The organism is uncultured Eudoraea sp. (genome assembly GCF_947490415.1).
In the GTDB taxonomy this organism is placed as follows: domain Bacteria; phylum Bacteroidota; class Bacteroidia; order Flavobacteriales; family Flavobacteriaceae; genus Eudoraea.
The window spans coordinates 195,767-213,444 of the sequence record NZ_CANLGX010000006.1 but is presented as its reverse complement, the minus strand read 5'-3'; the positions used below and the strand labels follow the sequence as shown (position 1 = coordinate 213,444).

At 38.9% G+C, this 17,678-nt stretch carries 18 protein-coding genes, 1 tRNA gene and 1 pseudogene; 5 read left to right on the top strand and 15 right to left on the bottom strand.

The window, feature by feature from the left end; translation table 11 throughout:
• Positions 1-679: Ig-like domain-containing protein (locus Q0874_RS15640; protein ID WP_299164456.1), on the bottom strand; the 679-nt coding region annotated here is incomplete at its 3' end.
• Positions 680-1,461: 782 nt separating this feature from the next.
• Between Q0874_RS15640 and Q0874_RS15635 the strand changes: the two genes are divergently transcribed.
• Positions 1,462-1,593, top strand: coding sequence for a hypothetical protein (locus Q0874_RS15635; RefSeq protein WP_299164455.1), 132 nt, complete (start codon positions 1,462-1,464; stop codon positions 1,591-1,593).
• A gap of 139 nt (positions 1,594-1,732) precedes the next feature.
• Here the strand turns inward: Q0874_RS15635 and hemG are convergent, their stop codons facing one another.
• A complete protein-coding gene (gene hemG / locus Q0874_RS15630; RefSeq protein ID WP_299164454.1) occupies positions 1,733-2,260 on the bottom strand; it encodes a menaquinone-dependent protoporphyrinogen IX dehydrogenase in 528 nt (175 codons plus the stop codon).
• A gap of 491 nt (positions 2,261-2,751) precedes the next feature.
• Here hemG and Q0874_RS15625 point away from each other — a divergent pair.
• Positions 2,752-3,270: pseudogene (locus tag Q0874_RS15625) on the top strand (AAA family ATPase); the annotation flags it as partial.
• Positions 3,248-4,264, top strand: coding sequence for a hypothetical protein (locus Q0874_RS15620; protein WP_299164453.1), 1,017 nt, complete (start codon positions 3,248-3,250; stop codon positions 4,262-4,264). The pseudogene Q0874_RS15625 and the gene Q0874_RS15620, both read left to right, overlap by 23 nt.
• A gap of 347 nt (positions 4,265-4,611) precedes the next feature.
• Here the strand turns inward: Q0874_RS15620 and Q0874_RS15615 are convergent, their stop codons facing one another.
• The 9 genes from Q0874_RS15615 to Q0874_RS15575 all read right to left on the bottom strand — a co-directional run bounded on the left by Q0874_RS15615 (position 4,612) and on the right by Q0874_RS15575 (position 13,681).
• Positions 4,612-4,866, bottom strand: coding sequence for an acyl carrier protein (locus tag Q0874_RS15615; RefSeq protein ID WP_299164452.1), 255 nt, complete (start codon positions 4,864-4,866; stop codon positions 4,612-4,614).
• On the bottom strand, positions 4,863-6,044 hold the full coding sequence (locus Q0874_RS15610; protein ID WP_299164451.1) for a dihydrolipoamide acetyltransferase family protein: 1,182 nt from the start codon (positions 6,042-6,044) through the stop codon (positions 4,863-4,865). Before Q0874_RS15610 ends, Q0874_RS15615 begins: the two co-directional genes overlap by 4 nt.
• On the bottom strand, positions 6,037-7,032 hold the full coding sequence (locus Q0874_RS15605; RefSeq protein ID WP_299164450.1) for an alpha-ketoacid dehydrogenase subunit beta: 996 nt from the start codon (positions 7,030-7,032) through the stop codon (positions 6,037-6,039). Before Q0874_RS15605 ends, Q0874_RS15610 begins: the two co-directional genes overlap by 8 nt.
• Before the next feature lie 54 nt (positions 7,033-7,086).
• Positions 7,087-8,532: a DUF1214 domain-containing protein gene (locus Q0874_RS15600; protein ID WP_299164449.1), complete on the bottom strand. Its 1,446-nt coding sequence runs from the start codon at positions 8,530-8,532 to the stop codon at positions 7,087-7,089.
• A gap of 43 nt (positions 8,533-8,575) precedes the next feature.
• Positions 8,576-9,565: a pyruvate dehydrogenase (acetyl-transferring) E1 component subunit alpha gene (gene pdhA, locus Q0874_RS15595; RefSeq protein WP_299164448.1), complete on the bottom strand. Its 990-nt coding sequence runs from the start codon at positions 9,563-9,565 to the stop codon at positions 8,576-8,578.
• A gap of 1 nt (position 9,566) precedes the next feature.
• The gene (gene acsA / locus Q0874_RS15590) at positions 9,567-11,300 is read right to left on the bottom strand and encodes an acetate--CoA ligase (RefSeq protein ID WP_299164447.1); all 1,734 of its coding nucleotides are present in this window, start codon (positions 11,298-11,300) and stop codon (positions 9,567-9,569) included.
• A gap of 206 nt (positions 11,301-11,506) precedes the next feature.
• Complete coding sequence (locus Q0874_RS15585) at positions 11,507-12,610, bottom strand: CapA family protein (RefSeq protein WP_299164446.1); 1,104 nt, start codon at positions 12,608-12,610, stop codon at positions 11,507-11,509.
• A gap of 330 nt (positions 12,611-12,940) precedes the next feature.
• Positions 12,941-13,111 carry a VOC family protein gene (locus Q0874_RS15580; protein ID WP_299164445.1) on the bottom strand — a complete coding sequence of 57 codons (171 nt, stop codon included), beginning with the start codon at positions 13,109-13,111 and terminating at the stop codon, positions 12,941-12,943.
• A 60-nt stretch (positions 13,112-13,171) separates the two neighbouring features.
• Complete coding sequence (locus Q0874_RS15575) at positions 13,172-13,681, bottom strand: hypothetical protein (protein WP_299164444.1); 510 nt, start codon at positions 13,679-13,681, stop codon at positions 13,172-13,174.
• A gap of 192 nt (positions 13,682-13,873) precedes the next feature.
• Between Q0874_RS15575 and Q0874_RS15570 the strand changes: the two genes are divergently transcribed.
• Positions 13,874-14,857, top strand: a complete 984-nt coding sequence (locus tag Q0874_RS15570; RefSeq protein ID WP_299164443.1) for a ribose-phosphate diphosphokinase — start codon at positions 13,874-13,876, stop codon at positions 14,855-14,857.
• A gap of 402 nt (positions 14,858-15,259) precedes the next feature.
• Here the strand turns inward: Q0874_RS15570 and Q0874_RS15565 are convergent, their stop codons facing one another.
• Positions 15,260-15,475: a hypothetical protein gene (locus Q0874_RS15565; RefSeq protein ID WP_299164442.1), complete on the bottom strand. Its 216-nt coding sequence runs from the start codon at positions 15,473-15,475 to the stop codon at positions 15,260-15,262.
• A 156-nt stretch (positions 15,476-15,631) separates the two neighbouring features.
• Between Q0874_RS15565 and Q0874_RS15560 the strand changes: the two genes are divergently transcribed.
• A complete protein-coding gene (locus Q0874_RS15560) occupies positions 15,632-15,832 on the top strand; it encodes a hypothetical protein (protein ID WP_299164441.1) in 201 nt (66 codons plus the stop codon).
• 325 nt (positions 15,833-16,157) lie between these two features.
• On the opposite strand, the gene Q0874_RS15555 is transcribed toward Q0874_RS15560, so the two are convergent.
• From Q0874_RS15555 to trxA, 3 genes are all read right to left on the bottom strand, one after another.
• Positions 16,158-16,234: transfer RNA gene (locus Q0874_RS15555), tRNA-Asp, on the bottom strand.
• A gap of 73 nt (positions 16,235-16,307) precedes the next feature.
• Positions 16,308-17,237, bottom strand: a complete 930-nt coding sequence (locus Q0874_RS15550; RefSeq protein ID WP_299164440.1) for a DUF58 domain-containing protein — start codon at positions 17,235-17,237, stop codon at positions 16,308-16,310.
• A 70-nt stretch (positions 17,238-17,307) separates the two neighbouring features.
• Complete coding sequence (gene trxA, locus Q0874_RS15545; RefSeq protein ID WP_299164439.1) at positions 17,308-17,625, bottom strand: thioredoxin; 318 nt, start codon at positions 17,623-17,625, stop codon at positions 17,308-17,310.
• Between the last annotated feature and the right edge of the window lie 53 nt (positions 17,626-17,678).

Below are 17,678 nucleotides of genomic sequence, written 5' to 3'. Positions count from 1 at the left end.
TCCCTGAAAAATTCCCCGCATTGCCATTGCCAAGGGTCAGATCCCCAATGTCGAATCCGGTTACCGACTCATCAAAGGTGATAGTCACCGGGACAGGGGATGTATTGGTAGGACTGCTCTCTGTGGAGCTGATCACAACACTAGGCGGGGTAGTATCTCCACCAACAGGTACAATAGAAATATTATCAACTTCAACAGTATTGCCCGCTACACCGCCAGAATTGGAATTACCAGTATAGACCCTGATCCGTGGAGTTGTTGAAGTCGCCGTTACATTGAATACATATTCGGTCCAGTTGGTTCCGATAATCCTGGTAGTAAAAAAACCGGACAATCCATTCCAGACCGCAAATGCCGGTCTTGGATCCGCGGAAACCTGTGCACCTTCTCTGGCCCAAATTCGGATGGTGTAATCCTGCCCAATATCGGCATTAAAGAAATAATCCATAGTCCGTCCACCTGCCGCACTTGAAACAAGTCTTAAAAAGAAATTCCCCAATTGAGGGTCCCCCGATTCTGAACTCAAGATTGCGCTACCCGAAGTCCATCCTGTTGTAGCATCTGCTTCATTGATAACTGAAGCTGCATTCGAATCATCATGTAAATCTTGTGACTGTGAATTCCAGATAAGACCGAATAGGAGAATCACTACAAGAGATTGCGTAATATTTTTGCCCAATACAATAAATAATTTTAATTAGTAAATCAGTATGTTTTAACATCAATTAGGTCTGTCTTTCAGATTGGGAAGAAATATTAATTTGAAATTAAGTGAATTAAACATCAAGCAGAGTATCTGGGATCATATTTTCTACGAAATGCAAAAATATCCTATGAAATACAATTTAGATTATGACCATCCTTTTTCAAGTTTTAAATTATCGGGATAATCAAAAGACCGCTTAAACTTTAGTAATCATAAACACTCTCTACGATTGAGACAAATAATATTATTGCTATCGTTCCTGCTGCTGCTGTAATTAAGAAAGTCATATCAAATGGTTTTTAATATTCCTACAAAATTGATGCTACAATTAATTGAATCCTATGAATTAAATCATAGTTCATTAAAACACCAAAAAAGGCCATAAAGTGGCCAAACACTTTTAACACTATGGACTGAATACAGAAGACATGGGTCATTTAATTCAAAATATTGGTGATACTGAGTTTCACTCCTTACTTATCGAATTTAACGGATGAGATTTCTCAAGATATAATGTGATATAAAATAGGATGAGATAATTGATAAAGGAGCGTTTAAATGCGATAACAACTTGGATAGGTATAGTAATGTTCCTAAGGTGATTTAATAGGTTCCGTAAAATGAATGTTAGGTAGCTGAGGCATTCGCTGTTCTAAATTCAAAGTAATACAAGTAAAAAACATATTTTTTCTGTATTTGTGTGGAAAATATGTGGAATAATTAAAATTTAAAAAACACAAGAACCTAATAAATAGATGCTTACTTTTTCATTAAGCAGTCTGGACGGGATTGCTTTCTCGTTCGCACTTGAAACCGGCTATTTTCAGGGCCTGCCAAAGAGTACTATTGGGGGCTCACCACTGGGCTCACCTTTTAATATAAATTAACATCTGTGAAAATTCTGAATTCTAATTATTAACAAAACTGATTAAAAGCTATCCTTTATTTGAACTTTATCGTCAGGCGTATTAAGCGTTTTAATCCTCTGTATTTATTTTTACTTTCAGTGCTGTTTAAATAACTTCTTTACATATTGCCTAGTTGCATTCCAAACTTTTTGACTTTTTCCCAATTGGTATATTCAATTTCTGTATTAACATTTGTTGGCCCTTTGGTCATCCACATAATAAATTGAATCATAATTCTATCAAAATACGGATATTTTTTATAGTCTAGTTTTCCTGCAAATACTTCAACTATAGTAGGTGTCCAATCAATGGTTTTAAAAAATTTTATCACATACGGGTTTGTGGCTGGTGTGCTTTTTTCAGATTTTCTTGCAACCAGATTAACTGAAAAGAAAGCTGTTTTTATACTATCAAGTTGTTTTTTATGGGTGTTTATAAAGTCAATTACTTTTTTATTATGAACTCCGTATCTAATGCTTGCTCCAATAATAAGCTTATCATAATAGGATACATCTTCATTGAAATCATCAATTGAAAATAGAACAATGTTTGGGTTGCTTTGTTGCAAACTGTTTTTAAGCTTGTTGCAAATTTTTAGAGTTTGTCCATCTACGGAAGAATATATTATCGCAGTTTTATCATTCATCTTAATATCAAATAATAGTGAGCTATAAGTATTTACGCCCATCAAATATAACAATTGTGTAAAGGTAATATTTCATTTATCCTGTAAACACTACCAACTGTTTATTTAAACTTTGATTTTATTAGAATTACTTAGTAATAATAATTCAAAAAAAATTTAAGTAGGCTTCTCCTGTTACTTTAAATATAGTCACGGAAGTAAGTACCCTATAAAAAAATATAATAATATCGCTTCAAAAGCAATTTTTGACTATTGAAAAGGAAAAGGATTTGTAAAGTTAAGTAAGGATGAAAACCTGGTTTCGGAGAAAGTACAATTGGTTAATAATAACTATCTCAACACACAAAAAGAGACTTTTACATTTAATCGTTTCACTGATTTATTCTACATAAAATTGGAAAATAAATGTATTAGCTGCGTACAATGTAGCCTATGATATAAATCATCAACCTTCTGAAATCAACGGTTTAACTTAGTACCCTAAAAGAGCAAACAGGATGATCGTATTTGTTTTTGGTTTGCCAGGTACGGGCAAAAGCTATTTTGCTTCAAGACTTGCAAAAATGATAGAAGCCAGCTATGTGAATAGTGATAAGTTAAGGAAGGAATTATTTGCACAAAGAACATATTCCCATAATGAGAAAAAAGTGGTTTATGATACCATGCTCGGCAAGATGAAAGAAGCAATAGCCACGGGTCAAAATCTGGTACTCGATGCCACATTCCATAAAAAAGAAACAAGAGATACTTTTATTAAGCAATTATCAGATCAGGGCGAGGTTTTTTTTATCGAATTACATTCTGCCGAAAGTACGATCAAGGAGCGATTAAAAGAAAGCAGGTCTTATAGCGAAGCTGATTTTGAAGTATATAAACTAATCCAGCAACAATGGGAACCGTTTAATGAGCACCATTTGGTGTTGGAATCAACGAATAATAATATTGAAGAAATGTTGCTAAAAGCTGCACAATACCTAGGTTGGAAGAATGATACAGGAACAGATAAATAGCTTGCTCTTAGAAGGGGAATTTCCGGAAGTTTCAGCAAAAAGAGAATTGATTGAAACCCATATATCTTGGGTGTTTCTTTGCCACCGATTCGTTTATAAAATCAAAAAGCCCATTAAATATTCATTCCTTGATTTTTCTACCCTTGAAAAGCGTGAAAAATATTGCAAAAGGGAAATTGAATTGAACAAGCGGCTAACCAAAGCCATTTACCTGGATGTAGTTCCGATAAATAAATTGAATGACCATTACAAAATTGGAGGAAATGTGGGAACGGTAATCGACTATGCCGTGAGAATGCATAAAATGGATAGGACTAAACAAATGGACCGGCTTTTGGTTCAAAATAAAGTTACGAAATCCGACATTAAAAACCTGGCTAAAAAAATCGCCCTCTTTCATGGGAATACTGTTATAATCTATCAAAAAGACGTGCTGGATATTCAGGGAAAATTCAATGATTTGGAAGGGGAAAAGAAGTATCTGGCAGCGCAATCAGACGGCGGCAAATATGTAACTATTATTGCCAATGCCATAAAAACCTCAAACACTTTTTTAGAGAAAAACAAGGAGTTGTTAGCAGGCAGACTCAGGGCCGGTTTCTTCAGGGATTGCCATGGAGACCTTCATTCAAGGAATATTTTTTTATTACCATCGCCTCAGCCTTTCGATTGTATTGAATTCAATGATGATTACAGGCAAATCGATGTTTTGAACGAAGTGGCCTTTCTATGTATGGATCTCGATGCATTTGGCAAAAAAGATTTATCCGAGCTATTTCTTGAATATTACAATCAATTTTTCCCCTCAATGAAATCGCCGAAAGAGCATCATCTTTTTGTTTTTTACAAGGCCTATCGCGCCAATATACGTGCCAAGGTCAACAGTTTACGGGCAAAGAGTGCGGTGAACAAAAAAGAAAGAACAAAAGCATTGTCTGAAGTAGATAAATACCTTCGGTTAATGGAAAGCTATTTGAAAACCCTTAGTTTATAATAAGGCGTTTTTTAAAAAAGCCCCTCACACTTTTGTGTGAAGGGCTTTATGTTTGCGGTTCGGTCGGGATTGCTTGCGCGCTCTCACTGGAAAGCGGATTAAGGGTTGACCCTGCAAATCAACCACCCTTCGCAAATTGTGGTGGCAGGTTTTTTATTACCTCCTTACAATAAAAAGGCAAACTTTTACATTTAGAAATTAAGAAAAGTTCTTCAGGGCGTATTTTAGACTTAAGATCTATATATTACTATCCCTGCCCTTATACTATAAAGCTTAATACAAATTAGTAGGCGCCCAAATGTTTAAAATAGATAATGGACTCAGCATGCCTAGCACTTTTTTTAGCTTTAAACTTGTTTGTTGGATGCCAATTTTAAATAAGCCATCAAAGTGTTGAGGGTAGTTATTTTTCCATAGTCTTCTTCAGGGGTCGTGATGCCAAATTCCTCATCAAGACCAATTATGAATTGTAGAAAGTCAAATGAGTCGATACCAAATACTTCCCTTATATTGGCATCCATTTCCAATTCCTGTGGATCGATATCAGGTGCGATCTTACTAAGCAATTGAAGAATAGTCGTTTTTAATTCCTGATCTTTCATAAAGCTGCAGGATTTTGTAGATTCTTTTTTAAAGCCATTAAAAACCTTCCTCCCAGATAACCATCTATGGCCCTGTGGTCTGCGGCGAGTGTAACATGAACAACCGGGCGGGTACTTAAGGCACCATTTTCGGCCCAGGCCTCTTCCACGATATTCCCAAAACCTATAATCGCGACCTGAGGCGGGTAGATAATTCCAAATACTTTATCTGTACTTCCTTCCCCGATATTGGTAAGTGTAATGGTGGATTGGCTTAATTCTGAACTTCTCAATTGCAATGCCCTTGCCCGCGGTATCAAATCATTCAATAGCGCCATTAGCTCATTCAGGGATTTTTTGTCTGCCTCCGGTATTGCCGGAATCACAACTCCTCCTTCGCGCAATGAAACCGCAAAGCCTATATTGATGACATTTTTCAATTCCAGGCCATTTTTCCAATAAGCATTGACTGCTGGTACTTCCCTGATCGCCTTAGCAGTTGCCTTAATCAGTAGCACAACAGAAAGCAACCTATCTTTAAGTTCTGTCTGCTTATTTGACTGGCTCAACCAATCGAGGGCTTTTGACATATCTATTCTTGTCTCAAGATAAAAGTGTGGAATCTCTCTGTTAGATCTGCTCATGGCCGAAGCTATTGCCGCTCGCACACCTTCTGCAGCTCTTTCTTTTTTGCCCCCGGTAACTTCTACATGCGATTCTGCTTTCATTGCTACAGCCAGGTCAATATCTTTTTTGACAATGCTGCCTTGCGGGCCACTCCCTTTTATGGTTGAGACATCAATTCCTTTTTCCACTGCCATTCTTTTCGCTAAAGGCGAGATTTTCAGATGATCAATTCCTTTTGTTACCACTCTTTTTACCGCGGGTTTTATGGATTCCTTTTTTATCTTGGATTTAGAAGCCGGTGCAGGTGCTGTCTTGACGTCAGCAGATATTTTTTCTTGCGCCGGAATGATAGTGGCCATTACTGTTCCTACAGGTACTTTTTCCCCTTCTTTGACAATAAGCTCATGGATAGTGCCTTCATCAAAGACCTCTATTTCTATCAAACCTTTTTGGGTGTCTACATCTGCAATGATATCACCCCGTTTAACAAAATCACCGGATTTTACCCGCCATTCTGCAAGCGTGCCATCCTCCATATCGGCTCCTAGACTTGGCATTGTAAATTCAATCATGCTGTATCATTTTTAAAACCGAGTCAACAATATCCTGTTTTTGTGGAATCGATGCATCTTCCAGATGTTTGGGATATGGAATAGGTACCTCAATTCCGCAAAGGCGCTCTACCGGAGCATCCAGGCTATAAAAGGCATTCTCCATAATTCTGGAAATGATCTCTGAGGATATGCTGACCGAACGCCATGCCTCCTCTACGATCAATGCTCTATGTGTTTTAACCACAGAATTTATGATGGTGTCATCATCGATAGGATTAAGAACACGAAGATCAATGATTTCCACATCAATTCCGGATGAAGCCAATATTTCTGCCGCTGCCAAAGCTTTGTATACTCCGGGACCATAGGTAATGATCGAAAGATCTTTTCCCTCCCGTCGTATTTTTGCCTTATCAATATCCACAGCGCCTGAACCGGACCGGATTTCCGATTCCATGTTTAGGAGGGATGTATACTCAAAAATCACAACGGGATCAGGACTCTCCAGGGCAGTTAGGAGCATTCCCCTGGCATCTTCATGTGTGCCTGCAGAAACGATTTTCAGTCCCGGAATATGTGCGTAGAATGGTTCCCAACTGTGGGAATGCTGGGCTGCGAGCTGGTTGCCAATTCCCGAATTCATTCGGATAACCACGGGGACATTTATCTGTCCTCCTGACATATGTAGTAAAGTAGCGGCATTGTTAATGATCTGGTCCAGTGCCAGCAGGCTGAAGTTGACCGTCATTACTTCCACTATTGGCCGCATCCCTGCTAAAGCAGCACCTATACCTGCTCCAACAAAACCCGATTCTGACAGGGGAACGTCCATGATACGATCTTCACCAAATTCGGCAAGAAATCCTTTACTGACTGCAAAGGCGCCTCCATATCGCCCTACATCCTCTCCCATAAGGAATACCTTCTCATTATTGATCAGGGCTTCGTGCATTCCCTGTTTTAACGCCTCCCTATACGTAATTTTCAATGTTGCTGTATCAGTCATGTCGTTTTGTGTTTAATGCGTTTTAATGTGCTATACACATTGTTGTAGCCAGTTTTAATTTATCTTTTCAGCGACCGGGGCTTTCCAGGTTTTCATTTTTTCCAGATCAGGTGCATAGATGCGCAAAATAACATCTAGGTTTTGGTCTTCACGGTTGACAGGTAGCCAATTTTCTAATGGTACGCCTGCCGGTCTTCCAGCCGCTACATGGATTTCGATACCTCCTTCCTCATTCAGCTTGAAGCCTGCATTTTCGCCAACACTATATTTCTTGTAGTCATTAGGAATGAAAAAGCCATTTTTCTGGTCGTATAAGGTTACAGACCAAAAGGCTAAGGCTGGAGGCATTTCTTCTTTGGTCATGCGAATCACATAGTCGTTTTGGGCGTTCATTACTGAACCGTCAGCAACATTCACGGGCCGGTACATAGCCTGATCCATGGGCTGGCCAATTGGGCCTATGACAGATAGGGCTACAATTGTCTTAAGATCGGTTTTTCCTTTTGGTTGGAACATTTTAGGTCCCAACAATTCCATCATAGAAGGATCAAGCATCAATGCCAAACTTTCTTCCTTTATCTTATCGGCCATTGTCCTAAACTTTTTGCCATTGATTTTAACCGCTGTATTTGAATCAAAATTATGGCCTGGCATAATTCCCAGCTCTTCATAAGCTGCTAAAACAGCTCTGTCCATAGCATTATTTTCATCGAACGTAGTATGGTTAAAAACAAATTGCATTACTTCCAGTAAATTGTTTTCAAAAATATCCGCGTCAGTCTCTCCAATAGCTGGAAAGTTTACTTCAGGTGTTCTTATAGCTTCTCCACCTTTATATTCAGACAAGGACATTCCTTCAATCGCATTGATTTGCTCAACGATTTGATCATAGCGTTCCTGTTCCACAGCATGAGGCATTACCCGCATGACCACTGATACAAAATCACAAGTGGCCTCAAAAATGTGATCAATTCCTTCCACCGGTTCCCCCTCATATCCTTTGGTTCTGGAAGAATAAATCAGCATGGTGGTTGGTTTATCAAAATCTCCGTAAATGGTGGACAAAGGTATATTCACATAATGATCATAACCTGTGATCATTAGTGATACGTATTTTGAATTAATGGCTGGGAACTTAAACACCACTGCATCATGCTGCAGGTCAAGCATGGCTGCCTGATAAAGGTTGTCATTGTTAGGCCGCGCAATTGCATTCACAGTATGGTCAAGCAACTCGGTATTAGTAAGTCCTTTATTCCAGCCCCCAGTAGTAAAATTGGTTTTAGGGGAGGCCGCGAATTTGTTATTCACATTGTACATGGCTACATACTGATAAGAGCGCCGAACTATATTCTCGACCTGCTCGTCAGTTAAAAGGGCATATCCGTTTTCATCTGTTTCAACGATAGCTTTTTTTTTGGTATTTGAATTACAGCTTGCTAAAAGCAATCCAAAAAGGATTACCATTAATAAATTCATCTTTTTTATAATTTCTTTCATGTTTAGATATTTATTGTTCATACAATGTTTGAATTCGCTATAATTATGGGCTATAAACAAATTTTTCTAATTCTTCGACAGGTTCAAATGTTCCCGCTTCGGCATAAGCAACGGCTTTTTGTACTTCAGCCCTGACCTTGTCCTCAATAGTATCAATATCATCCCGGGAGATCAATTGATCTCTTAATAATTGCTTGGTGAAAGTTGCAATAGGGTCCCGTCCTTTCCATTCATCAACTTCCTTTTTCTCACGATACAGTTGGGCATCGAACATGGAGTGCGCTCTAAAACGATAGGTGTTGCATACCAGAAAATATGGTTTTCCTGTAGATCTTATATAAGCCGTAGCTTTTTCAACCGCATTTTTCACTTCCAGAACATCCATTCCGTTGGTCTTTGCTGATTCAACCCCGTACGCCTCTCCTTTTTTTTCCAGATCCTGGACAGAATGCGAAAAACGGAGCGCTGTTCCCATGCCGTAAAGGTTATTTTCACAGAGAAATAGTACAGGAACTTTCCATAGGGCAGCCAGGTTCATTGATTCATGGAATTCTCCTTCAGCAATTGCTCCCTCACCAAAAAAACAGCAGGTAATATTCTTCAGATGTTGTTTTTTGGATGCTAGTGCCATACCAACTGCCATCGGTAAATGGCCCCCAACAATTGCATTTCCACCGTAAAATTTTTTGGAGGTATCAAATAAATGCATGGAGCCTCCACGACCCATACTACACCCCTCTTGTTTGCCATACATTTCGGCCATGATGCTTCCCGGTTCAAGGCCTCTTGCCAGGGCATGGCCATGTTCACGATAGGTGCTCAGTATATTGTCTTCATCTGTTAATGATTTCATGGCACCAACGGCAACGGCTTCTTCACCAATATAGAGATGCAGAAAACCACGGATTTTTTCTTTCGTATACAGTTCAGCGGACTTTTCCTCGAACCTTCTGATTAGAATCATCTGGTAGAGAAGCTTGAGACCAAGTTCCCTTGTGATTGCCGGATTAACTTTTATTCCTTCTTTTTCCATATTATTCCAATGTTGATTTGTCTCCTTCGGGTAACCCCAGTTCTCTCGCTTTTAATAATCGCCTCAGGATTTTACCACTTTTTGTCTTTGGCAAACTGTTTGTAAATGTTAATTCTTTAGGTGCTACGGCCGGCCCTAATTTTTTACGGGAAAACCCTTTGATATCCAATTTCGTTTTCTCATTCCTTTCATACCCGGGTTTTAAAACCACAAAAGCCTTAACCAGTTCCCCGACAAGGGGGTCTGGTTTCCCTATGACAGCGGCTTCAGACACTGCGGGGTGCTCCATCAAGGTGCTTTCCACTTCGAATGGCCCTACCATATGGCCAGATGTTTTGATAATGTCATCGGCCCTGCCCACGAACCAGAAATAACCATCTTTATCTTTCTTTGCCAAATCACCCGTAACATACCATTCCCCTTTAAAACATTTCTTATAGCGTTCTTCCTCATCAAGATATGCCCTGAACATTGAGGGCCATCCTTTTTGTAGCAAAAGATGTCCTTGTTCCATGGGTTTTGATAAGAGATGTACTTTGTCCTCAACAAGGTTTCCAATTGCGGCATGAATGCCTGGCAATGGTTTGCCCATAGAACCCGGCCGTACTTCCATGGAGGCATAGTTGGAAATCATTATGCCTCCCGTCTCAGTTTGCCACCAGTTATCGCAAACAGGTATTCCAAATGTCTTTTCACCCCAAATTACTTCCTCTGCATGCAGGGGTTCCCCAACACTATGTATTAGGCGGAGGTTAGACAGGTCATATCTTTCCAGGGGTTTAAGATCAAGGCGCATTAATCTGCGGACAGCCGTCGGTGCGGTATACCATACATTTACACGGTGTTCTTCAAGAATGGAATACCAGCGTTCCGCATCGAATTCTTCTTCATCCACAATATTGGTAACCCCGTTGACCAGAGGAGCAATGATACCATAAGAAGTGCCGGTAACCCATCCCGGATCTGCCGTACACCAGAATATATCCCCGGGTTGGAAGTCGAGGACATATTTTCCGGTAACGTAATGTGTAAGGACCGCCTGATGAACATGTAAAGCACCTTTTGGCATCCCGGTGGTACCACTTGTAAAATGCAGTAAAGCAGGATCTTCGGGCTGCGTATTTTTGATTGCATATTCATCCGGAACTTCATCCATTAGCAGGGACAGGGACAAGACCTTATCGTCTAAATGTTGTTTTACATCCGTCAATAAAATATGCCGAAGCAACGGAAGCCGATGCGTCAATTGTTTTATTTTTTGGTGATATAGTTTTTTTGTAGTTATCAAAACCTTAGCCTTCCCCTTATTTAAACGCTGAAAAGCAGGTTCTGGTCCAAAAACTGAAAACATAGGACAAAATACAGCTCCGGTTTTAAGCGTCCCTAATGCAGCAACATATAAAGAAGGAATTCTTCCAACCAGGGAAAAAATGCTATCCTTCTTTTTAATAGCCAGCTTTTCCAGAACATTTGCGAATCTCGAGGTCTCAATTTTTAAATCGGCATAGGTAAAATCTATAAACGATCTATCCTTCCTAATCCATTTAAGGGCAATTGTATTTGCAAGATGGCTATTGGCGTGCCGGTCTACTGCTTCGTGTGCAATATTGAGCCCGCCCCCTGGTAGCCTCTCTAAATTTTTAAATTCATTCTCCCAATTAAACTGATCACACAAAGAATCATAATCCGGCATATTTGGTGATTCCTTCCTTGCGATGTATAAAGTGTCTTTCATGATAAGTGGAATCAAAAACTATTATTAACGCATCCAATATAGTGCGTAGTTATTGGTTTTGTAATGATCTTTATCAGTGAGAGGACTTATTTTTACATCACATTTTATGTAGACAGATTATACTAATGGATAAGATTACATTCAAAAAACATCTGCAGGAATTAAACAGATATAAAATATATGATGTTTTAACAGATAAGATAATACTAATTCCAGACCAGGGTCAAAGTGTGCTCATTAACCCATTTTACTTTGGTGCCAAACTTTTTCCCTTCCCGGTTCAACACCTTCTCTATCCAATCGCAATCGTTTTTATTGGGTTTGCTTATTTGTAATTTCCTGATTTGTGTGGGAACCAATAGCAGCGAAACAAAATCTCGTTTTGTGCAATCCCACTTAACAAAATACATCAGTCCCAGATCACTGCGGTACGATTCATGGCCACTGATTCCTTCATAATCATTGAGAAAATCACCGCAACCATAAATTATCGGCTTGTTTTTATACACTTCCAATCCTTTGAAATGGTGTGAAGAATGGCCATGGATAATATCGACCCCTGCGTGGTCAATCAGCTTATGTGCAAAATCCCTATGTGGTTCCTGAATTTTATAACCCCAATTACCGCCCCAATGCATAGAGGCTACGACAAGGTCTCCCAGCTGTTTTACTTGTCTGATTTCCTTTTCGATCCTTTTGATGGTCTCCATAGATAAATTATCAAGCACATTCAGCCCCGGGACATCCTCAGTTGCTTTCCAATCAGCTGGTATTCCACTTGAGGATAAGCCGAAAGAGAAGACCAGAACCCTGCCCTTGTCCTTTACGGATAAAATAGCCGGCGCATTGGCCTCTCTGATATTCAGCCCGGCACCGGTATATTTTATTTTTACACTTTCTAAAGTCTCCAGGGTCTCTAATAACCCTTTTTGACCCCAGTCCAATATGTGGTTATTGGCTAAGACACAACAATCAATATTGGCTATGGTAAGGCATGCAATATTTTTGGGATGCATCCTATAATTAATGCCTTTGTTAACATAATCCCCGCTTTTGGTAATACTGGTTTCCAGATTTATTAACCTGATGTCAGCCTCTTTCATGGCTCCTATGGCATAACCCCAGATGTAATCAAAATCTACAGATTGTTTAATAGGACCACTTGCTTTTTCGGCAAGTTTTACATAGTCCTTTGCATTTTTCAGATAGCCCTCGTAAATCACAGGATCATTTGGATTGGGCAATATCTGGTCGATGCCCCGCCCGGTCATTACATCACCACAAAGGAATAAAGTAAACGATTGATCCATATTAAAACAGCCTAAAAAGAAGATTAAAAATAGATAAGCAAGAAGAACAATAGAATGATTCAGATCAGGGGACGTGAAAAGTAATGAAGTACTTTCTGTTGAAACAAATGCTTTTAATAAAAGTTATACCGTTTAATTATTTTGTTATTTCAATGATGCCAAAGGTATTGCCTTCAGTGTCCTTGCATCCGGCAATGTATCCTACGGAGGGTATAGCTGTTTTGGATTCCAATATCTGTCCGCCGAGTTCTTTCACTTTGATTATTGATTTATCTAAGGAGTCTACGTGAATAAAATTTGTAATTTTTTCGTGTTCCTTTTGCCTTTTGGCTATACACCACCAATCCCCTTTTCCCCACTTGCTGTACTGGTCTCTATGAGATAATATTCTACCGGACTTGCTGGAAATTTTTCAATTTTCCATCCAAATAATTGCTCGTAAAAATTCTTTGCCCTTTGAACATCTTCTGCAGAAATGTCAAAATGTATGATAGAAGACATTTTTATCTTTTTTAATTATCGGAGTCCTTTTAAAACCGAAACTGCATATGCGCTGATATTTCAATTGTTTGTGCCAATAGTAACGGTGGCAGTACCCTCAGCTACCATAACAACAACCGCTAATTTTCCCTTCTCCGCAGTGAGATGGCCTCCAGATCCGGCCATGGTAGTGTAATTGATTTTGAAGTCATGGTCTTTAAGGTCTTCCTTATATTTTTCCAGCGCCTCTTTTGGGACATCTTCAAAAATGACCACCCAATTATTAGCCTCGTCTATTTCATGAGTAGTAACGCTAACCACTTTCCCTTCTATGAATTCAGGAATATCGGCAGGAATTTCCTTAGGCCAACTATGAATCGTGGCATCGGTAGTAAAGGTGCCTTCATCAGTTTTTATGGTTAACTTGTCCTCTTCAATGTCTACTTCGGCATCATCACCAATTGATTTTTCAATAGCTTTTTCGCTTGTCTTTTCTGCAGCTCTTTTGCAGGAATAAAATATGGCTAATAATGCAAAGGACAGAATTAATAGCATTACGGACTTTAGATGGGATAAATTAGAACATTTCATTGCATTATATTTTAAAAAGTATTTCTATCTGCATGGAGCTAAAATCTTTATTTCTTTGGCGGCAAAATTAATGTGCCAGCCCGGGGTTTGCAATGATCTATGTCATTGCATGGGTTGACCAATGTCATTTTAATTAGAGAATGTTTTTTTCAACTTTACCGGAATAATGGACATCCTTTAAAATTAAAATTAATGGACACTACAAAAAACCAGCTATTCGCTTTAAATTCCAGTAGGGCTTTTGGGGGAAACATTGCCAAACTCATTGGACTTGACTTAAGTGAACATGAAGAACGGGATTTCATGGACGGAGAACATAAAATTCGTTCGTTAGTCAATGTTCAAAACAAAAATGTATACGTGATATGCAGTCTTTATGGGGAGCCGGGTCTTACGGTAAATGATAAGCTCTGCCGTTTGTTATTTTTTATCGGTTCTCTGAAAGATGCCGGCGCGACGGAAGTAACTGCGATAGTTCCCTATTTGTGTTATTCCCGAAAAGACCGAAAGACCAAAAGTCGTGACCCGGTAACTACCCAATATGTGGCCCGTATTTTCGAAGCCATGGGAACCAATCGCTTTGTTACTTTGGATGTGCATAATTTACAGGCTTTCCAAAATTCTTTTCGTATCCCGACGGTGCATTTGGAAGCCAGGGAATACTTTGTATCCTATTTTACCCCTTGGGCAAAAGAAAAAGAAACTGTTGTTTTGTCACCGGATGCAGGAGGAATCAAACGTGCAGCAGCTTTTGCCCAAGCTCTTGAGAGCAATACAAAAACAATAGTTCCTGTTGGGGTAATGCACAAAACCCGAAGCCAAGGAATAGTAGGTGGTACCGAAGCAATATTTGGGGATGTCGACGGCAAAATGGTCATTATCATTGATGACCTGATTAGTTCAGGTACCACCTTGGTAAGAGCTGCAAAAGCCTGTAAACAAGCTGGAGCAGATAAAGTCTTTGCTGCTGCAACACATGGCGTATTTGCAAACAGAGCAAATGAGGTGCTCATGGATCCGGCACTTGATAAGATTATCATTACCAACAGTATACCTCCCATTCGATTGAATAAAATAGTAGTCGATCAGAAGATCGAGTTCATAAATATTGCGCCCCTGATCGGAAAGCTGATCCAAGATATAATAATCAATTCCCCAACTTATGACGTTGTGTAGTTTTAAAACGGAGGGTTCATTTAGGTAGTTAGAGGCTATCCCAATAATATTTAGTTAGCGGTGCCCGCCGGTATTACTGACTTTATAATTTGCTCAGGTCAAGATTGTTCGGTTTCGAAAATCAAAAAATCCTGTAAATTGATTTATTAATATGAAGGTAAAGCCGCTAGTAAGCGTATGATTTTAGAATTAAAATGGGATAAGCATATTAGTCAGAATTAGAATCTTTGATTAAAAAGTTTAAAAACACGATTTAATAAACTCTCCATATTGCCAATCAATTTAAGGCATTAAAGCATTGGAAAAGGTCAATCCGACATAATTCCTTGACTTAGGATGAACAACCAACTATTTCACATGATTAAATTCTTTAGAAAAATACGTTACGAACTAATGACTAAATTATGTTGCTGCACTATACATAAGAAATAGAAAATAAAATACAGATGGAATGGCAATCAGTGTTGAAATAAACAATACTCCAAGCGAAGAAAGAACCATTTTTGTAGTAGACAATTCTTTCTCTTTACTATTCTTTTTTAAGGAATAAATAACCGTTATAATTATACCAACTATTAAACCAACAGGTACAGCAATCAAACCAGCAATAAATCCCATAACAACTATTTTTTAATCTCCAGGCAATGTATGAAAATTTGGTGATAGGGGTCCGATAACTTTAGCCTTCATTATGATCAACCACTATTAATTCTGTGACTCTATCTAATATAAACATTTAAATGACCCTCTAGGAATACAAAATGCTTTCCGAATATGAGCAGTACGACACTTTATTCGCAAAAGGCAAGTTCCTTGATTGTTATTGAAGGAAACTCTAAGTTTGTCCTCTACGCTATTGATAAGTTCTTTGTTGAGGTTATTTGGGACAATGAAAAGGACGAGATAATAGGTAAAGGAGTATTCAAAGAAGGAAATAGCATGGATAAATACAGCAATGTTCCTAAGGAGGTTTGAAGGAGAAAAGTTAGATTTTGTAAATATCTAAAATACAACTACTTACAAAATAGAGCATATCAAAAGTTGGCTCATATGTTGTACACATAATTAAAAAACCCCGTAAACATTCATGTTACGAGGCTTTATGCGGTCGGGACGGGATTGCTTTCTCCTCACTTTCGTTAAAACTTCAGTGTGTTAAAAGCGGCCGTGGGGGTGGGCCCGCCACAAAGTAACCCACTGCCGGCAAAGCTGGCTATGTCTTTTATATCCTTCGCACCTGGAGTAAGCTCCAAGCTTGGAATAAAAAACCCCTCATACTATGTATGAAGGGTTTACCTTGTGGCGGTCCGGACGGGACTCGAACCCGCGACCCCCTGCGTGACAGGCAGGTATTCTAACCAACTGAACTACCGGACCGTGGCGTTTAGCGTGTGCAAATATACGTTGCTAAATGAATTCCACAAACAATTTTTTTAAAATTCCGTTTGGGCTATAAAAAATTCTGACGTTCAATCATAAAAGTATTCAATACCTTAGTAAAGGGTTCCTTGATATCCACCTCCACATATTTTATGCGATATTGGGCGCATTTGAGTTTTAAGTCAGTCAAGTATTCACCAACTCCACTTTCGTAGGCCTCTTTGATGGTATCTGCATAGAGGTCTATATGGCTGCCTGTTTCAACATCAATAAACCTCTTGGGATTATTTTCAAAGTTAAAATGCAGTTCGGTATCACTATCCAGTAAATGGAATAAGACTACTTCGTGTTTGTTGTATTTTAAATGGCGCAGTGCATCAAATAGCTTTTCATCTGAAGTCGCAGTCTGAAACATGTCCGTAAAGAGGAAAACAAGACTTCGTCTTTTAATCTTCTCGGCTATCTGATGTAAATAGGTATACATCTCCGTTTGTTTGGCAGGTTTCCTGTCAAGGCTTATCTCACTTAGTTTGGCCAGTAACATTTGGTGGTGCCTTTCACTCCCTTTCTCAGAAGCAAAAAATGTATAGGCATCTGAAAATACACTCAGGCCAACGGCATCCCGCTGCTTTTTAAGAATGTTCATTAAAGCAGCAATGGCAAGCACCCCGAAACCAATTTTATTTAAATGATTAATAGAAAGTTGCTTTATTTCAGGATAGTACATAGAAGCCGAATTGTCTAAGATCATATGACACCTGAGATTGGTTTCCTCTTCATACCTTTTTGTATAAAGCTTGTCCGTTTTCGCAAACAACTTCCAGTCTATATGTTTAGTACTCTCTCCTGTATTATAAATTTTGTGTTCGGCAAACTCTGCCGAAAAACCGTGAAAAGGACTTTTGTGGATACCACTGATAAAGCCTTCCACTATCTGGTTTGCCAACAATTCCAGGTTTTGAAATAAGGGTGCGCTATGTATTTCTGACCGCAAATCCATAGGACCAAGATAAACTAAAAAAGGTTTAGCAATTGCTAAACCTTTTTTAAAATTGAAGTTTCTTTTTTATTTAAAGTACCGCTTCAATTGCATCGGTATATACTTTTTTTGGAGATACTCCAACCTGTCTTGTTACAATTTCACCATCCTTAAATACAAGAACCGTTGGAATATTTCTTACTCCGTATTTTGCAGCAAATTCCTGATTGGTATCAACATCAACTTTTCCTACTACGGCCTTACCTTCATATTCAGCACTTACCTCATCTATAATAGGTCCTACCATTCTGCAGGGTCCGCACCATGCTGCCCAAAAATCAACCACTACGGGTTTATCACTTTTTAAAACTACCTCGTCAAAAGTAGCATCGGTTATTTCTAAAGCCATATCGTTTTTATTTATAATTACGCAAATTTAGTCAATTATTCTACCTTTTCATT

What these genes read in the sequence shown, in the direction of transcription:
- trxA (WP_299164439.1), bottom strand. Translation starts at nt 17,625, where the DNA reads ATGGCTTTAGAAATAACCGATGCTACTTTTGACGAGGTAGTTTTAAAA.
- Q0874_RS15585 (WP_299164446.1), bottom strand. Translation starts at nt 12,610, where the DNA reads ATGGATCAATCGTTTACTTTATTCCTTTGTGGTGATGTAATGACCGGG.
- Q0874_RS15565 (WP_299164442.1), bottom strand. Translation starts at nt 15,475, where the DNA reads ATGGGATTTATTGCTGGTTTGATTGCTGTACCTGTTGGTTTAATAGTT.
- Q0874_RS15575 (WP_299164444.1), bottom strand. Translation starts at nt 13,681, where the DNA reads ATGAAATGTTCTAATTTATCCCATCTAAAGTCCGTAATGCTATTAATT.
- Q0874_RS15635 (WP_299164455.1), top strand. Translation starts at nt 1,462, where the DNA reads ATGCTTACTTTTTCATTAAGCAGTCTGGACGGGATTGCTTTCTCGTTC.
- hemG (WP_299164454.1), bottom strand. Translation starts at nt 2,260, where the DNA reads ATGAATGATAAAACTGCGATAATATATTCTTCCGTAGATGGACAAACT.
- acsA (WP_299164447.1), bottom strand. Translation starts at nt 11,300, where the DNA reads ATGAAAGACACTTTATACATCGCAAGGAAGGAATCACCAAATATGCCG.
- Q0874_RS15560 (WP_299164441.1), top strand. Translation starts at nt 15,632, where the DNA reads ATGAGCAGTACGACACTTTATTCGCAAAAGGCAAGTTCCTTGATTGTT.
- Q0874_RS15550 (WP_299164440.1), bottom strand. Translation starts at nt 17,237, where the DNA reads ATGGATTTGCGGTCAGAAATACATAGCGCACCCTTATTTCAAAACCTG.
- Q0874_RS15580 (WP_299164445.1), bottom strand. Translation starts at nt 13,111, where the DNA reads ATGTCTTCTATCATACATTTTGACATTTCTGCAGAAGATGTTCAAAGG.
- pdhA (WP_299164448.1), bottom strand. Translation starts at nt 9,565, where the DNA reads ATGGAAAAAGAAGGAATAAAAGTTAATCCGGCAATCACAAGGGAACTT.
- Q0874_RS15605 (WP_299164450.1), bottom strand. Translation starts at nt 7,032, where the DNA reads ATGACTGATACAGCAACATTGAAAATTACGTATAGGGAGGCGTTAAAA.
- Q0874_RS15615 (WP_299164452.1), bottom strand. Translation starts at nt 4,866, where the DNA reads ATGAAAGATCAGGAATTAAAAACGACTATTCTTCAATTGCTTAGTAAG.
- Q0874_RS15620 (WP_299164453.1), top strand. Translation starts at nt 3,248, where the DNA reads ATGATACAGGAACAGATAAATAGCTTGCTCTTAGAAGGGGAATTTCCG.
- Q0874_RS15610 (WP_299164451.1), bottom strand. Translation starts at nt 6,044, where the DNA reads ATGATTGAATTTACAATGCCAAGTCTAGGAGCCGATATGGAGGATGGC.
- Q0874_RS15570 (WP_299164443.1), top strand. Translation starts at nt 13,874, where the DNA reads ATGGACACTACAAAAAACCAGCTATTCGCTTTAAATTCCAGTAGGGCT.
- Q0874_RS15600 (WP_299164449.1), bottom strand. Translation starts at nt 8,532, where the DNA reads ATGAAAGAAATTATAAAAAAGATGAATTTATTAATGGTAATCCTTTTT.